The 16,387-nt window shown below is 68.4% G+C and carries 16 protein-coding genes; 11 read left to right on the top strand and 5 right to left on the bottom strand.

Translation table 11 applies throughout. The features are described from left to right. Positions 1 to 27: 27 nt before the first annotated feature. Positions 28 to 699, bottom strand: coding sequence for a DsbA family protein (locus D7Y21_RS07180; protein WP_121712098.1), 672 nt, complete (start codon positions 697 to 699; stop codon positions 28 to 30). A gap of 195 nt (positions 700 to 894) precedes the next feature. Then, on the bottom strand, positions 895 to 1,914 hold the full coding sequence (locus D7Y21_RS07175; RefSeq protein WP_120560797.1) for a RimK family alpha-L-glutamate ligase: 1,020 nt from the start codon (positions 1,912 to 1,914) through the stop codon (positions 895 to 897). Between the two features lie 77 nt (positions 1,915 to 1,991). Here D7Y21_RS07175 and D7Y21_RS07170 point away from each other — a divergent pair, with 77 nt between their 5' ends. From D7Y21_RS07170 to ileS, 8 genes are all read left to right on the top strand, one after another. Then, positions 1,992 to 3,428, top strand: coding sequence for a sigma 54-interacting transcriptional regulator (locus D7Y21_RS07170; protein WP_199724132.1), 1,437 nt, complete (start codon positions 1,992 to 1,994; stop codon positions 3,426 to 3,428). 168 nt (positions 3,429 to 3,596) lie between these two features. Further along, positions 3,597 to 4,403, top strand: coding sequence for a TadE/TadG family type IV pilus assembly protein (locus D7Y21_RS07165; protein WP_120560798.1), 807 nt, complete (start codon positions 3,597 to 3,599; stop codon positions 4,401 to 4,403). 5 nt (positions 4,404 to 4,408) lie between these two features. Then, entirely contained in the window at positions 4,409 to 6,079 is a 1,671-nt protein-coding gene (locus D7Y21_RS07160; protein ID WP_121712096.1) for a pilus assembly protein TadG-related protein, read from the top strand. Further along, entirely contained in the window at positions 6,079 to 7,071 is a 993-nt protein-coding gene (locus D7Y21_RS07155) for a pilus assembly protein (protein WP_121712094.1), read from the top strand. Before D7Y21_RS07160 ends, D7Y21_RS07155 begins: the two co-directional genes overlap by 1 nt. 2 nt (positions 7,072 to 7,073) lie before the next feature. Then, on the top strand, positions 7,074 to 7,397 hold the full coding sequence (locus D7Y21_RS07150; protein ID WP_121712092.1) for a hypothetical protein: 324 nt from the start codon (positions 7,074 to 7,076) through the stop codon (positions 7,395 to 7,397). 13 nt (positions 7,398 to 7,410) lie between these two features. Further along, positions 7,411 to 8,100, top strand: coding sequence for a hypothetical protein (locus D7Y21_RS07145; RefSeq protein ID WP_121712091.1), 690 nt, complete (start codon positions 7,411 to 7,413; stop codon positions 8,098 to 8,100). Between the two features lie 30 nt (positions 8,101 to 8,130). Beyond that, a complete protein-coding gene (locus D7Y21_RS07140; protein WP_121712089.1) occupies positions 8,131 to 8,427 on the top strand; it encodes a hypothetical protein in 297 nt (98 codons plus the stop codon). A gap of 53 nt (positions 8,428 to 8,480) precedes the next feature. After that, a complete protein-coding gene (ileS, locus tag D7Y21_RS07135; protein WP_121712087.1) occupies positions 8,481 to 11,375 on the top strand; it encodes an isoleucine--tRNA ligase in 2,895 nt (964 codons plus the stop codon). A 9-nt stretch (positions 11,376 to 11,384) separates the two neighbouring features. On the opposite strand, the gene D7Y21_RS07130 is transcribed toward ileS, so the two are convergent. After that, complete coding sequence (locus tag D7Y21_RS07130; RefSeq protein WP_120560805.1) at positions 11,385 to 12,206, bottom strand: hypothetical protein; 822 nt, start codon at positions 12,204 to 12,206, stop codon at positions 11,385 to 11,387. A gap of 81 nt (positions 12,207 to 12,287) precedes the next feature. Further along, positions 12,288 to 13,055 carry a Mut7-C RNAse domain-containing protein gene (locus D7Y21_RS07125; RefSeq protein ID WP_121712085.1) on the bottom strand — a complete coding sequence of 256 codons (768 nt, stop codon included), beginning with the start codon at positions 13,053 to 13,055 and terminating at the stop codon, positions 12,288 to 12,290. 240 nt (positions 13,056 to 13,295) lie between these two features. Here D7Y21_RS07125 and D7Y21_RS07120 point away from each other — a divergent pair, with 240 nt between their 5' ends. Continuing rightward, a complete protein-coding gene (locus D7Y21_RS07120; protein ID WP_121712083.1) occupies positions 13,296 to 14,540 on the top strand; it encodes an endonuclease/exonuclease/phosphatase family protein in 1,245 nt (414 codons plus the stop codon). Between the two features lie 64 nt (positions 14,541 to 14,604). On the opposite strand, the gene D7Y21_RS07115 is transcribed toward D7Y21_RS07120, so the two are convergent. Beyond that, on the bottom strand, positions 14,605 to 14,958 hold the full coding sequence (locus D7Y21_RS07115) for a hypothetical protein (protein ID WP_120561676.1): 354 nt from the start codon (positions 14,956 to 14,958) through the stop codon (positions 14,605 to 14,607). 141 nt (positions 14,959 to 15,099) lie between these two features. Here D7Y21_RS07115 and lspA (D7Y21_RS07110) point away from each other — a divergent pair, with 141 nt between their 5' ends. Then, on the top strand, positions 15,100 to 15,726 hold the full coding sequence (gene lspA, locus D7Y21_RS07110; RefSeq protein ID WP_121712081.1) for a signal peptidase II: 627 nt from the start codon (positions 15,100 to 15,102) through the stop codon (positions 15,724 to 15,726). 32 nt (positions 15,727 to 15,758) lie between these two features. Next, positions 15,759 to 16,373 carry a signal peptidase II gene (gene lspA, locus D7Y21_RS07105; RefSeq protein ID WP_121712079.1) on the top strand — a complete coding sequence of 205 codons (615 nt, stop codon included), beginning with the start codon at positions 15,759 to 15,761 and terminating at the stop codon, positions 16,371 to 16,373. Positions 16,374 to 16,387 lie beyond the last annotated feature (14 nt).

The following is a 16,387-nucleotide window of genomic DNA, read 5'->3' as shown; positions in this document are numbered from 1 at the left end:
AAACGGAGCGAAGGCGCGCGGGGGACTTCAGTGCACCAGCCGCTCGGAGGAACCCGAGCGGGGCGCGACGACCTTGCCCAGGCACGCGAGGATGTGCTCGCGGTACTCGGACAATTCGCGCAGGCCGCACAGCATCCACCGGCCGCCAATCACCAGCGTGGGCACGCCTCGCACGCCGCGGCTGCCGGCCAGCCGGTGCTCGTCGTAGATGAGCCGGCGCGTCTCTTCCGAACGGAAGGCCGCGGAGAACTGGTTCATGGACAGGCCCACGCGCGACGCCAGCTCGAACACCACATCCGAGCGCGACACGTTGACGCCCTGCTCCAGCGCGGCGCGCTGCATGGACCGCGCGAGGAAGGCCCGCGCCTGCGGCCCCTGCAACCGCGCCGCCTCCAGCGCCGCCAGCGCCGGCACGCTGGAGCGCGGTGGATCACCGCCCAGCCACAGGTCCGTGGAGAGCAGCGAGGCCGTGGGGTCGGGTTCGCGCTGCGCGCGCTTCACCTCTTCCACCAGCCCGCGCACTTCGCGCTCCGTGGGCAGGACGTCGTGCAGACGCAAGGGGTAGGGACGCACGCTCCAGCGGACGGCGTCGCCAAACTCCTGGCGAAGCACTTCCAACCGTTGGTCGGCGAGGTAGCACCAGGAGCACAGCACATCCTGGTAGACGGTGATCTGCAGCGGCTTGTGCAGCGTTTTCATCGGGGGTCGCCAGATTAGAGGCGCATCCCCACCGCTGCCAACACCCCTGGACAATCCCCGCCCGAAGGCATTCCCGTATTCCTGAGGAGCATCCAAGGCACCGTGCGCACCGTGAAGTCCCGCACGCATGCCACGGAGCAGGCGGGCAGGCACGCAGGTGCTGCTCGCGCGCCTGCTTTCAACACCACATCTCGTTCAGGAAGCGCGGCCCGCCCGTGTGCGCAACGCGCTGGCCCGGGTCCCCGCGTACACCAACGCGTGCTCCACGATGTGGCCCGCGATGTCCTTGCCGGTGGCGCCCTCCAGGCCCTCGAAGCCGGGGCTGGAGTTGATCTCCATCAGGCGGGGGCCTTCGCGGCCCTCCAGCATGTCCACGCCCGCGACCTCCAGGCCGATGATGCGCGCCGCCTTCACCGCGGCCTCCACGTAGTCCGGGGGCATCGTGATGGCGCGGCCCTCGCCGCCGCGGTGGATGTTGGAGCGGAACTCGCCCTTCTTCGCCTTGCGGCGCATGGCGCCCACCACGGTGTCGCCCACCACCAGCGCGCGCACGTCGCGGCCCTCGCTCTCCGCGACGAACTCCTGGAGGACGATCTCCTGGCCCAGGTCCCAGAAGGTGTCGAGGATGGTCTGCACCTCCGGCAGCGTGTGGGCGATCATCACGCCCACGCCCTGGGTGCCCTTGATCAGCTTGATGATGACGGGCAGGCCACCCACCTCCTGCACCAGCTTGCGCACGTTGCCGCGGTCGTGAGCCATCACCGTGCGGGGCATGTCCAGGCCCGCGCGGGCGAGGAACTGGAGCGCGCGCAGCTTGTCGCGGCTTCGCGCGATGGCCGTGGGCGGGTTGAGCACCGGCACGTCCATCATCTCGAAGTGGTTCACCACCGCCAGGCCGTACGCGGTGATGGACGCGCCGATGCGCGGGATCACCACGTCCACGCCCTTCACCTCCGCGCCGCGGTAGGTCATGCGCGGCTGGCCGCGGGCCAGCAGCAGGCAGCAGCGCAGCGTGTCGAACACGAGCGCCCGGTGCCCCTGGGCCTTGATGGCCTCCACCAGCCGGCGTGTCGAGTACAGCGAGCGCTTGCGGGACAGGATGGCCACGGTCTTCTTCGCGCGGGGCCGCTTGGGTCGCGGTGCGTCACCGCGCTCGGGTGCCTGTGCGCCAGGCGGGACGGGCGCCTTCTTCGGCTGGACTTTTCGGGGGGGCATGCGGGGCGCGGGACACTAGCACGCACGGGCGTGGAGGCACGGTGCGTGGGCACCCTTTGCTATCCTCGCGTTCACTGATGACCGCACCCAACCCGCATCCCGACGACATCCACACCAATCCCGGAGACGTCGGCCTCGAGCTGTCCTCCCAGTCCCCCCTGCTGGGGGAGACACTGGTGGTGGATCCGCGCGCCAGCGTGAAGCTGCACAAGTGCCGGCTGCTGGTGACGTCGGGGCCGGACACCGGGCGCTCCATGGTCAGCGACAAGGAGCGGCTGCGCTGCGGCGCCCACCCGGGCAACGACCTGGTGCTGGTGGAGGACCGCACCGCCAGCCGCCACCACTTCGAGGTGCAATACACCGAGCGCGGCCACCTCCTGGTGGACCTGAACTCCACCAACGGCACCTTCCTGGACGGCCGCCGGATTGAACGGGCCTACCTGTCCCCGGGCTCGCAGATTCGCGCCGGCTCCTCCGTCATCACCTTCGCTCCCCTGGACGAAGAGGTGGCGGTGGAGCCCGACCGCGAGGGCGAGCTGTGCGGCATGGTGGGCCAGAGCGTGAAGATGCGGCAGGTGTTCGGGCTCATCAAGCGCATCGCGCCCATGGACGTGTCCGTCATCATCCAGGGCGAGACGGGCACGGGGAAGGAGCTGGTCTCCAGCGCCATCCACGAGCTGTCCGGTCGTGAGAAGGGCCCCATGGTGGTGCTGGACTGCGGCGCCATCCCGCCCAACCTCATCGAAAGCGAGCTGTTCGGCCACGAGAAGGGCGCCTTCACCGGCGCCACGTCCAGCCGCCCCGGTGCCTTCGAGCGCGCGCAAGGGGGCACCATCTTCCTGGATGAGCTGGGCGAGCTGCGCCTGGACCTGCAGCCCAAGCTCCTGCGCGTGCTGGAGAACCGCGAGGTGCGCCGGGTGGGCGGCAACGACGTCATCGAGGTGGACTGCCGGGTCATCGCCGCCACCCACCGCGACCTGGTGAAGGAGATCGCCGCGGGCAACTTCCGCGAGGACCTCTACTTCCGCCTGTCCGTCATCCACATCCAGCTGCCGCCGCTGCGCCAGCGCCGGGACGACATCCCGCTCATCCTCAAGCGGGCGCTGGCGGAGCCAGAGGTGGTGGAGACGCACGGCCGCAAGCGCTTCTCCGCGGAGGCGCTGGGGCTGCTCATGGCCTACGCCTGGCCCGGCAACGTGCGCGAGCTGATGAACGTGCTCTCCCACGTGCTGACCTTCTCCGACGAGGGCGAGGAGATATTGCCCTCCCACCTGCCCCCGCGCGTCCGGGGCCAGGCCCGCGAGGGGCCGCTGCCTTTCAACGAGCACCTGGCCTTCAAGGACGCCAAGGAGCAGCTCCTGGAGAACTTCGAGCGCGAGTACGTCACCAGCGTCCTCACCCGCTGCGAGGGCAACCTGTCCCGCGCCGCCCGGGAGAGCGGGCTGCACCGCAAGTCCATCGAGCGGCTGGTGAAGAAGTATCAGCTCGACGCCAAGGGGCTGAAACCGCGCTGAAACAGCGTCGTCACACGGTTCCACTGAGGGTGTTACATCCCCAGGAAGTTTTCACCGGGCCCGTCCTCTGAGACAATCCCGGCCCCCCTTTCAGACCCCGACGCAGTGTGTCGGCGGTCACTTGACGGATACTGCGAGATTCCCCCATCCCGCAGGATGAGCCTCCGTATGAGCGCACGATCCCCCCGTGAAGCAGGCGAATCCGGCCAGGCCCTGGTGGAGGCCGCGCTGTCGCTGCCACTGGTGACGTTCCTCATCCTGGGCGCGCTGCAGCTGTTCCTGATGATGCAGGCGCGGGTGATGACGCACTACGCGGCCTTCCGGGCGACGCGCGCGGGCAGCGTGGCGCACGGGGACTGCGAGCGGATGACCCACGCGGCCATCCTGGCGCTGATTCCGACCTTCCACTCGTTCATGGGGCAGGGGACGGGTTCGCTCAACGGTCCGCTGGGCCGCGGCGCGGGTTCGGACGCACCCCGGCTCCTGGCGGAGGCGTTCGCGGCGCGGATGAACAACCGCTACGCGGGCTCCGGCGGTCCGGGCCCCGGCATGGACGGCGTCCACAACCGCAGCATCGTGTGGATCCAGCGGGACCTGGCGGGCGGCGGCGTGGACAGCCCGGAGGACAGCGACTTCGACCGGCCGGGGCACCTGCGGCGGCTGGAGGTGCAACTGGTGTTCTGGTACCCGCTGCGCATCCCGTTCGCCAACTGGGTGATGTCGCGCATGTTCCTGGCGCACTTCAACCTGCGTCCCTACACGGACGCGAACCCGCTGATCGTCGCCGAGCGCAACGCCAACTGGAACGGCAGTGACGTGACGACGTCGCACGTGCTGGACGGCGAGCTGGGCGCGGAGCTGGCGGAGCGCGTGCTCAACCGGCAGTACGTCTTCCCCATCATCACCACGTTCACCATGCGAATGATGACGCCCGTGAAGTCGCGTTTCTTCGCCACCATGGCCTGTCCCCGGTGAAAACCATGAAGCGCTCTTTCTCCCAGCGCGGTCAGACCCTGGTGCTGTTCGTCCTCAGCATGCTGCTGCTGTTGCTGATGGTGGCCCTCACGCTGTCGTTCACCATGAAGGTGCGCGAGCGCATCGAGGTGCAGACGGTGGCGGATGCCGCCGCGTTTTCGAACGCGGTGGCCACGGCGCGCACGTTCAACACCATCGCCGTCAGCAACCGCGCGGAGATCGCCCACATGGTGGCGAACGCGGGCGCGGCCAGCCTGCTCAACTGGGCCAGCCTCTACCGGGGCGAGTTGAACGCGGCGAAGATGGGCTACGGGGCGTGGGTGCCCGTCTATCAGGCGTTCGCCACCGCGGGCTGCCCCTGCGCCTGGTCCAACGGCTTCTGCGCCCGCATGTGCCAGTGCGGCATCCGTGGGGTGACGGACCTGGGCCGGCTGATGACCATGCTCCAGCGCGAGGACCTGCGCGTGGAGGCCGTGTTCCAGGCGTTGGATCCGATGGTGGGCCTGCAGATGCGCCTGCACCAGGTGGCGGCGGGCGCGCTGTATGCCTCCTCGCTGAATGACTACATGAGCCTCGAGGACAAGGTGGGCGACCAGGGTTTCGCCAACGACATCCTGGGGGACCTGGTGCCGGGAAGGAACCCGCGCGACGCGGGGTGGTTGGCGCCGTCCGCGGGCAACGTCTCCCGGAACGAGCTGGCGGACAACACGGCGTGCGTGGGTGGTGGCGCGGTCTGTGATCCGCTGCCGCTGACGGTGGCCCACAGCGTGGACGCGGCCATGGGAAGCCGTGGCTTCACCTTCGTCACGTCGCGGACCCTCGAGCAGTACATCGCGCACGAGGCGAACCTGGCCTTCGTCATCCTGCCGCCGGACATCGTCACGCTCCCGCTCGCCGCGGGCACGTCCCACTTCGGCAAGCCAATCCTCCAGTACGGGTTCTTTCCCCCCTACGCTCCCGCCGTCACGGCCGAAGACGAGGGCCTCGTGGCCTTCATCTACAACCACATCGCGCATGGCGGTGGACCGCCGTGCCCGGTGATGGTGGGCGGCACGGTTCCGACCCTTGCCCTGTTCGCGGCCTCCGGTGGCGTCATGCCCACGCCCACGCATATGTGGTTTGGCGGCACGGACCCCGCGCCCTTCGCGCGGCACATGCTGGCGCCGTGTCTGGGCGGCCCATCGAGCTGCCCGGGCATCTGGCCGCCGTTCATGGACTACAACCTGACGGAGCTGTGGCCCAACGGCGCGGACAACAACTTCGGGCAGCCGAAGAACTTCGCGGTCATCCAGCGCGACCGCAGCAACATGCCCCTCTCGCAGCAGGACCCGTGGAACCTGGCGTTCCGCTTCCGCTTCAAGGCGAGCAACCCGAACCCGAACGCGGGCAAGTTCGACAACACCAGCGCCACCATGGCGGACGGCGTCACGCCGCTGGGCATCCAGACGGCGCTGTCCACGGGCATCGCGTACTACCACCGCGGCCGCAGCCTGGGCATCTCCCACTGGAGTGAGCCGCCCAACCTGCTCAATCCCTATTGGCGCGCCACGCTGGTGCCGGTGGACACGGACGAGTCTGGCCTTCAGGACGCCATCGACACGCTGCGCCCCACCTCTCCGTCCTCCGCCCAGACCATCGAAGAGCTCCGCCGCGTCGGCTTCAGGGGGTTCCAGTGATGCACAGCCATCTTCGTCGTCACCACCGGCGGGCGCGGGGCCAGTCCATCGTGGAGGCGGCCCTCGGTGTCACGCTGTTCATCACCATCCTGGTGTTCGGCATCCACTTCGCGGAGGTGGGCTTCCTGTCGCTGAAGGTGCAGGAGGCCGCCGTGTCAGCGCTGTGGAACGGCACGCACGGGGAGATGCACGACATCCCCGCGGACTACGGCTCCGCGCATGACTCCATGCGGCGCGCGGGCGAGGACGCGCAGGCGCGCTACGCGGACTTCAACGGCCTGTCGTCCGTCAACCGCGGCGACACCATCACGCAGGTGTTCACGCGGGGCTCGGATCTGCGCGTGAGCTGCGGCCGGAACGGGGGGCTGGAGTGGGATGGCCCCGTGCTGACCCGGCTGATCTACCGCGACGAGGGCGGCACGGCGTGCACGTCCCAGGCGAACCTGAGCTCCTGGAACATCCCCACCCGGTTCCTGGACCAGGGTTCGGAGACGGGGCTGTACACCGAGCAGCATGTGGATCCGGCCCACGCCAACATCCAGGTGTGTGGCATTGGCCGCGCGGTGGGCGGCACCTGCCGGGGCCGCTTCTCCATGCTCGTGGACGACTGGGGCCTGTCGAACGAAATTGAGTCCTCCACCTGCTTGCTGTTCCAGGACATGGCGCTGCCGTGCACCAACGGGCCGTTCTACACGGCCACGAAGGGCGTCTACGAGCCCACCACGCTGCCCATCCCGACCTACGCCAGCTTCCTGGCCATGGACGCCCTCTTCATGAATCCGCTGCCGCCCCTGGTGCTGATGCAGCGGGAGAACACCTTCTGGATGAGCGCGGCGGGTGAGGAGAGCCAATTCATGCAGGCCTGGATCAAGCTGACGCCACTGGGCAACATTTGGAATACGTCGCCCGGCGCGCTGATTGGCATCACCACGCCCCATTACGGTCTGGGCTATCTGGACCGTAACGGCTGCTTCCTTGGAAAGGATTGCTGAAGATGAAGATGCGAAGCCTGCTGTCGGGTGGAGTGCTGGCGTTCGTGCTGTGCCTGACGGCGTCTCCCGCGCGCGCGGACAGCAACTCATGCAACACGGACTGCGCGACGAAGAACGGGGACACGCTCAACGCCTGCATCACCGCCTGTCCGGCGCCGAGCAGCCCGGGGTCTGCGAAGGACAGCAGCCGCACCTGCTCCGCGCGCTGCGCGCAGAAGTTCCAGGCCCAGTTCAACCAGTGCAAGTCCCGCTGCCCCAAGCCGGAGGGCGACACGGGTCCGAAGTCGGGCAAGTCCGTCAAGGCCGCGCGGTCGCACCGCCAGTAGGAAGGGACCGGAGATGAAGCGTGGAATCGGGCGCTGGGCCCTGTTGCTGGCGCTGGCGGGGGCCGTCCCCGCGTGGGCGCAGCGGGCCAACTTCACCTGGGACATCCCCAAGACCGTCAGCGTCGTGGACGTGCCGGGCCAGGTGGACGCCAATGGCGTGCCGGTGAAGCTGCTCGCGGTGCGCAGCAAGGAGAAGGCGCAGGTCATCCTCCAGAGCGTGGTGGACCGCTTCCAGTCCTGGGGCTTCTCGGTGCAGGAGGCATACAAGCAGCCGCAGCTCCTGCGCGAACCGATGGTGACGGGCCTCGACACGCGCAACTTCATCTCCTACACGGCCATCCTCCAGGTGAACCCGGACGGCACCACCACGGTGTTCCTGGGGCAGGCGAACCTGGGCGCGGCGAAGGCCCCGCAGCCGGCCGGGCTGCCCGTCTTCCCCGGAGGCGCCGGGGTGCTGACGGCGCAGACGGAGGGCTCGCACACGGTGAGCTACTCGGTGCCGGGCAAGACGACCGCGGACGTGGAGGCCTTCTACCGCGAGGTGCTCACCAAGGCGGGGTTCAAGGAGATCCAACCCCGCGTGTTCAAGTCCTCCACGGAAGAGGTCGCGCTCAACCTGGCGGTCACCAAGGAAGGCCAGGTGGCGGTGCGGCTGGTGCGCCGGGCTGCGGCGCCAGACGATGACATGCGCCCGGGCGAGTGACGCCAGCGGGCAAGGGAAGACGAGAGCGACATGACGACGCGTATCGCGGTGCGGGGATGGCTGGGACTGATGGCGCTGGGAGCCGTGCTGGTGGCGCCCCAGGCGCTCGCGCAGACGTGCGACGAGAAGTGCTCCATCAGCGCCGGCTCCACGCTCCAGGCCTGTGTGAAGAAGTGCTCCGCCAAGGACAGGAACTGCACGGACAAGTGCACGAAGGCGTTCCAGGCCGCGAAGGCGAAGTGCGCCAAGAAGTGTCCCAAGGGCAAGGGCAAGAACACGCCCCAGCCGCACACGCACGAACACGGCGACGACCACCACGACGAGTGAGTCCGCGCCTGGATTGAAGGACCGGCGGGAGGGTGTTACGGGCGCTGCCAGCCATGAGCGACGCCCCCTCCCGCAAGGACCTCGACGCCACCGTCCACCTGCCGCGCACGGAGTTCCCCATGAAGGGGAACCTGGGCCAGCTCGAACCGCGCCTGCTCGCCTGGTGGCGGGAGCAGGACGTGTGGACGCAATTGCTCGCGAAGAACGCGGGCCGTGAGCCCTTCGTGCTGGCGGACGGGCCGCCGTACGCCAACGGCCACCTGCACGCCGGGCATGCGCTCAACAAGGTGCTGAAGGACATCGTGGTGAAGTTCCGGAACCTCTCCGGACGCCCGTGTGACTTCATCCCCGGCTGGGACACCCACGGTCTGCCCATCGAGCAGGCGGTGGAGAAGCGCCTCAAGGAACAGAAGCTGGACAAGCGCACGCTGTCGCGCGACGCGATGCTGGAGCGCTGCCGCGAGTACGCGCTGGAGTTCGTGGACATCCAGCGCGCGGAGTTCCAGCGGCTGGGCGTCTTCGGGACGTGGGACGCGCCCTACCGGACGCTCGACTTCAGCTACGAGGCGCAGGAGGTGCGCGAGCTGGCCGCGTTCGCGCGCCGGGGCATGTTGTACCGCCGCAAGAAGCCCGTGGCGTGGTGCCTCCAGGATCAGACCGCGCTCGCGGAGGCGGAGGTGGAGTACGCGGAGCACACCTCGCCATCCGCGTACGTGGCCTTCGACGCGGGGCCGGCGCTGGTGGAGAAGCTGCCGCAGCTGAAGGGGCAGCGCGTGTCCTTCGTCATCTGGACCACGACGCCCTGGACGCTGCCGGCCAACCTGGCCATCGCGGTGAACGCCGAGTTCGAATACGTGTTCTACCGGCTGGAGGACCGCGTCCTTTGCGTGGCGAAGGACCTGTTGGCGAAGGTGCTGGCGGAGGTGAAGTCGGACGAGCTGGCCGTGAAGCACGTGCAGCTGCCCACGGGGGAGGTGTCGTCTCCGGCGCTGGTGGATCCGTCCCGCATCCTCGCGTACGCGACGGGCGAGGACCTGGAGCACGTGACGTATCAGCACCCGTTCCTGGAGCGGCAGGGGCGCGTGGTGCTGGGTGAGCACGTCACGTTGGACGCGGGCACGGGGCTGGTGCACACGGCGCCGGGACATGGCCAGGAGGACTACGAGGTCGGCTTGAAGTACGGCCTGGATATCTACAACCCGGTGCGCGCGGACGGCCGCTACGACGACACGGTGGGCGAGGTGCTCGCGGGCCGGCGCGTGTTCGAGGCGAACCCGGTGGTGCTGGACCTGCTGGTGCAGCGGGGCGCGCTGCTCAATGACAGGTCGGACACCGTCACGCACAGCTATCCGCACTGCTGGCGTTGCCATCAGCCGGTCATCCAGGCGGCGACCTACCAGTGGTTCATCCCGATGGACGCGCCGTTCCACGGCACGCAGACGTTCCGGCAGGTGGTGCTGGAGCAGGTCGAGCAGGTGCAGTGGGTGCCGTCATGGGGGCAGTCGCGCATCCGGGGCATGCTGGAGGGCCGCCCGGACTGGTGCATCAGCCGGCAGCGCAGCTGGGGCGTGCCGATTCCCATCGCGTACTGCGACGGGTGCGACGACGCGGTGGTGTCTCCGGAGGTGATGGAGCGGGTGGCGGCGGTGGTGGAGAAGGAGGGCGCGGGCGTGTGGTACCGCACGCCGGTGAAGGATTTCCTCGGGCAGGACTTCACGTGTCCGCGCTGCGGCAAGGGCGAGTTCCACCGCGAGACGGACATCCTGGATGTGTGGTTCGACTCGGCGTGCATGGCGTCCGCGGTGTTGGCGAAGCGGCAGCGCGTGCCGGCGGACCTGTTCCTGGAGGGGAGTGATCAGCACCGGGGCTGGTTCCATTCCTCGCTGCTGGTGTCGGTGGGCACGCGCGACGTGGCGCCCTACAAGGCCTGCCTGACGCATGGCTTCGTGGTGGATGGTCAGGGCGAGAAGATGTCCAAGAGCCGTGGCAACACGGTGGCGCCGGACAAGGTCATCCAGCAGTACGGCGCGGAGGTGCTGCGCCTGTGGGTTGCGGCGAGCGACTACCGCAACGACGTGCGCCTGTCGGACGCCATCCTCAAGGGCCTGTCTGAGGGCTACCGGAAGATCCGCAACACGCTGCGATACGCGCTGGGCAACCTGCACGACTTCGACCCGGCGAAGGACGCGGTGGCCGGGGACAAGCTGTTGCCCCTGGACCAGTGGGCGCGCGGGCGGCTGGCGCAGGTGGCCGCGCGGGTGCGGCAGGCCTACGAGGATTATGAGTTCCACCTCGTCTACGCGACTGTGGTGGACTTCTGCGCCAATGACTTGTCCGCCGTGTACTTCGACATCCTGAAGGACCGGCTCTACACGGCGAAGCAGGACGGGCCCGCGCGACGGGGCGCGCAGACGGTGCTGCACGAGGTGCTCACGGTGCTGCTGCCGCTGCTGGCGCCGGTGATGAGTTTCACGGCGGAGGAGGCGTGGCAGCACCTGCCGGGCGAGCGCGCCAAGAGCGTGTTCCTGGCGGGCTTCGCGGAGGTGAAGGCCACGATGCCGCCGGAGCTGGAGGCGCGCTACGCGAAGCTCTTCGCGGTGCGCAGCGCGGTGCAAGGCGTGCTGGAGGTGGCGCGGCGGGATAAGCGCATCGGCGCGTCTCTGGAGGCCCGTGTGGTGCTGAGCGCCACGGGCGCGGTCCGGGAGATGCTGGATGCGCACCTCGCGGAGCTGCCCGGGCTGTTCATCGTGAGCCAGGTGGAGCTGGCGGATGCTCCGTCTGATTCAGCGAAGGCCTTGGATGTTTCACAGACATTCGGTGACGGCGCATCCCTGTCCGCGGAGGTGCTTCCGGCCCTGGGCACCAAGTGCCCGCGCTGCTGGGTGTATTCCGAAGCGGTCGGGCAGGGGGACGATGTCTGTCTTAAGTGCCGTGAGGCATTGAGCTGAAAGCAAGGCTCAGGGCTTGGGGGCCGGTTCGAGCTTGGGGCCCATGGGAAGCCAGTTGTCATAGTCCTCGCTGCTTTCGGGCTGCAGCTTGAGGAAGGCCCCACCGGTATCCTCGGGCCGGAGGTCCCAATCGATTTCCCATTCGATAGGGGTCTCTCCCCAACGGAGCTCAGTGGGGCGTTCCTGCACGACCTTGTCGCCGATGGTGACGAAGCGCAGCCGGCCCAGGAGTTGCGGCTTGCCTCCCGTTGGCAGAGGGAACGTGAAGAGCGCGGGCGGAAGCGAGGGAAATGGGGGGGCCGCGACCTTCGTCCTCTGAGTCTCGCCTCCGGCAACCTTGCGGAACGCGCCGCAGCGGAAGTGCTCCGCCTGGGAGACGACCGCCCGGAACAGGAACGTGTCGTCCGTGGGGAATGACAGGGGCTCCGTGGGCACGGGGAGGAGCACGTTATGGGCGCATGATCCGTCCACCTCCTCCGTGACCTGGGTCCCGTCCGTCATCTTGGAGATTCTGCTGAGGTTGACGAACCCATGTTGGGCGGTGCCCTGGCCCTCTCCCCGGGTGGCATCCATGTGGACCCGGAGGATGCCACCGAACCGCATGGTGTCCGACCAGTCGAAACGCTTGTCCCCCTGGATCCAGGTGCCCTTTGACCGCAGCTGGATGACGTAGCTTCCCGCCCAGTCGGGCTCGGCCAGGACGCGCGCCTTGGGCGTGGAGAGGGATTGGCTGGTGGCGGCGGGAGCCGAGGCGACAGAGGGCTTGCTGGAAGCGCAAGCCATCAACATCGCGGCGCCCAAGAGCAGGGGACGGGAATGAGAAAGGGTCATGTTGGCCGGATGGCAATGAACCCGTTTCCCAGGGATGCGTCCAATTCGTGGCGAAAACACTCTGGCAGGAATTGGGGCTGACTAGGGATTGGCCGCCTCCAGCTTGCGCAGCGTCTCCACCAGGTTCTGCATGCGTTCATGGTGCGTGCCGGGCCAGAAGACGCGCTGGCAGCCAGGGCACTGCTGGAAGTGTTTGTGGCGCTGGGTCACGCCCTCCGGGACGCGGCCCTGCACTTCTTCCGGCGTCGCGGTGGACAGCGGCGCATTGCAGGCGATGCAGCGGGAGAAGGGCCGCATGCGTGACGTCAGGCCGTACCTCCGCACCACCTCCACCAGCTGGTGTGCCGGATCCGTCTCTCGCGGAAAGTAGCCGAGCACGACCTCCGACCGCTTCAACACGCCCAGATCCCGGGTCAGCAGCACCCGCGATTCGTCGTGGGACAGGCGCGCCAGCTGGTCGTCCGCGTAGTCGTTGCGCCAGAGCGTGTCGAAGCCGAGCATCCGCAGGAAGCCCGACAGCCGCCCCAGGCCCACGTCCAGGATGAAGCGCGGCATCTCCGGGATGGGTGGCCCCACTCGCGCTTCCCGCGCCACCTGCGGTGCCGACGGATCCGACGCCGGATACACGTCGATGCTCGTGCCCTCCTCCGCGCGGTGTGCGAAGTCCACCGGCGCTCCATCCACCAACACCACGTCCACCTCCGGGTGCGGCGGACCCAGCGACTCGATGAGGTCCTTCACCGAGGGGCTGCCCTGCAGTACATGCGTGAACGCCTGCCCCCGGCGCTCCGGTGCGACGAAGTCGTTCAGTGCGCCGTGGATCCGCACCGTCAGCTGCCGTGATGACATCCTGGACTCCTTACGTCCTGCTGCGTCGTAGCCGGCGCCCTGATGTCTTTCTTTGAATCCACGCCTTCCCCAGCTACGGGGCGGCGAAACTCTCGGATTCTTGAAAGGCGGTGACGTAATCCTCACGGGCGGTCAGGGGACAGCCTTCTTGCAAACTTCTATAATCACGCGCCAGTCGGCGTGCCGAAGCCGACGGGTCACCCCCCTCGACACCCTCGGAAGCAAGGATCCAGGCCCTGCATGGCAATGAAGCTCCCCCCGTTCTTCCGCCCCTTCGTGGCAATGAGCTTCATGGCCCTCGCTTGCGGCGAGGGTGATGAGCCCATCACGCCTCCGGACTCGGGGACCTCCGTCGATGCCGGGACCCGCACCGACGCGGGCACCTCCGATGATGCCGGAGCCGACGCGGGACAGCCCACGGAAGACGCGGGCACCACCGAGGACGCCGGAACCGATGTGGACCCGGGCTCCGATGATGCCGGCACGGCGGAGGATGCGGGCTCGACGGTCGACGCAGGCACCACGACCGACGACGCGGGCACCACGACCGACGACGCGGGCACTTCGACCGATGCCGGTTCCACGACGGATGCAGGCACGTCCGTGGATGCGGGCACCACGACCGACGCGGGCTCGCCGACTGACGGTGGCTCCGGGGACGCGGGCCCGATTGGCGAGACGGATACCGACGGTGGCTACACGCAGATCCGCCTGATGGCCGCCAACCTCTCCAGCGGCAACGGCCAGGACTACGACCCGGGCCACGGCATCCGGCTGATTGCGGGCGTGAAGCCCGACGTCGTGATGATCCAGGAGTTCAACTACAAGTCGGACTCCGCCGCGGACATCCGCTCCATGGTCGACCAGGCCGTCGGCCCGGGCTTCTACTACTACCGCGAGACCGGCGCGCAGATCCCCAACGGCATCATCAGCCGCTACCCCATCATCGACTCGGGCGAATGGACGGACACCCAGGTGTCCAACCGCGACTTCGCCTGGGCCCGCATCGACATCCCGGGCCCGCGCGACCTCTGGGTCGTCAGCGTGCACCTGCTCACCAAAGGCTCCGGCGTCCGCAACACGGAGGCCACCAACCTGGTGAAGTACATCAAGGCCAACGTCCCGGAGAGCGACTACCTGACCATTGGCGGCGACTTCAACACCGACTCCCGCTCCGAGTCGTGCATCTCCACCTTCAAGCAGGTGGTCGACACCGCGGGCCCGCACCCGGTGGACAAGAACGGCAAGGACGGCACCAACGCCAGCCGCAGCAAGCCGTATGACCACGTGCTCGTGGACTTGGACCTGCGCCAGTACCAGGTGCCCACCGTCATCGGGAGCAGCACCTTCAACAACGGCCTGGTGCTCGACAGCCGCGTGTACACGCCCATCTCGGAGATCTACCCGGCGCTGAACTCCGACAGCGGCGCGGCCAGCATGCAGCACATGGGCGTCATCAAGACGTTCCGCACGCCCAACTTCTAACGGGCACCCCGCAGGCAACGTGGGCCGGTCATCGGGAGCTCCCCGGTGCCCGGCCCGTGCCGTTTCAGAAGCTCCACTTGTGCTTGTTCTTCGCGATGAAGCGCCCCACCGGCGGGATGCGCGCGATGAGCGGCGTCAGCACGAACACCGCCGCCAGCCGCAGCGGCTTCACCGCCTGCGACGCGAGGTAGGCCGCGCCCCACGCACCTGCCTGGGCGCCGGTGCCCTGGGGCTGGAAGCCGGCCCGGATGGCCGCCCAGAAGCCCACGATGACCAGGCCGAAGATGAGGTAGTTCACCGCGATGGCCAGCGGGCCGTAGTCCACCAGCAGCGTCTTGAAGCGCGCCATCAACGACGGCTTCGCCGCCGGGGGCGTGGTGGTTCCGGGTGGGGCAATGTCGGGAGTGGAAGGTTTCACGTCGGGCTCAACAGGCGCCATGGGCGCACCATGCCCGAAACGGGTGGACTCCGGGAGGGAGAGGGCAGGCGGGCCGGCGGTCTGCGGCCCGGGTCCGGGTTGTCAGGGCTCCCGGGGGCACGATAGAGGTTCGGGTACCCCATGAAAGCCTCCTTCCGTCTCCTCCTCGTGGTGGTCCTCGCCGTGCTGGCGGCGGATCAGGTGACCAAGTACCTGGCCGTGTCCCGGCTGACGGAAGCGCTGGATGGCCGCAGCGGCCTGTCGCGCGTGTCCGGCTTCCTGAGCGAACAGAACCTGGACAACGACCCTCCGGTGGAGGGCGTGTTCCGCAAGAACACGCGGCCGTACCGCTTCATCGAGGACTACTGGCACTTCCGCTACGTGGAGAACCCGGGCGCGGCGTGGGGCATGTTCTCCAACCTGCCGGAGACGGCGCGCAAGGCGTTCTTCCACGTGGTGAGCCTGGTGGCGCTGGGGTTCATCCTGACGCTGTACCGGAAGACGGAGCCGTCGCAGAAGATGGTGCGCGTGGCGCTGGCGCTCATCACCGGCGGCGCGCTGGGCAACTTCGTGGACCGGCTCATCCGGGGCTACGTCATCGACTTCATCGACTGGCACTGGCGCAACCAGCCGGGCATGCGCTGGCCCACGTTCAACGTGGCGGACGCGGCCATCTGCGTGGGCGTGGCGCTGATGCTGCTGGACTCGCTGCGTCCGGAGGCCTCGGCCGCGCAGCCGCTGCCCCAGGGCACGAGCCCCCAGCCGTGACGCGCGGGGGTGGGCTGGTATAAGCCCTCTCCGTGCCGCGCAAATACGTCATCCTCCTCGCCCTCACGCTGGGCGTCATCGTGCTGGACCAGTGGACGAAGTACCTGGTCGTGCGCGACCTCACCACCCGCTTCGACGGGGCCACCACCCTGTCGGAACGCCTGGGCGCGTTCTATTCGCCCGCGGAAGAGCCCGGCCGCCGCGGCCTGCACTTCCAGCCGAAGACGCACGTGGAGGTGGCGGAGAACTTCTTCCGCCTGCGCTACGCGGAGAACCCGGGCGCCGCGTGGGGCATGTTCCGCGACCTGCCGCCCCACGTGCGCGGCCCGCTCTTCCACCTGGTGAGCGTGGGCGCGGTGCTGCTCATCGTCTTCTACTTCCGGAAGCTGACCGGCACGGACTCCGCGGAGGTGTGGGCGCTGTGGGGCCTGCCGCTGGTGCTGGGCGGCGCGCTGGGCAACTACATCGACCGCGTGGCGCGGGCCTTCGTCATCGATTTCCTGGAGGCCCATTGGTACGACAAGGCCGCCTGGCCGTCGTTCAACGTCGCGGACATGGCCATCTGCATTGGCGTGGGCATGCTCGTGGTGGATGCCTTCGTGCGCAAGGAGAAGCCGGAGGCTTCCACTCCCGCGAAGGCCGCGTAGTGGCGTGACGGCGG

Origin of the sequence: Corallococcus sp. AB045 (assembly GCF_003668895.1) — a bacterium.
In the GTDB taxonomy this organism is placed as follows: domain Bacteria; phylum Myxococcota; class Myxococcia; order Myxococcales; family Myxococcaceae; genus Corallococcus; species Corallococcus coralloides.
The sequence above is the reverse complement of the archived record's forward strand: the minus strand, read 5'-3'. Positions and strand labels throughout refer to the sequence as shown.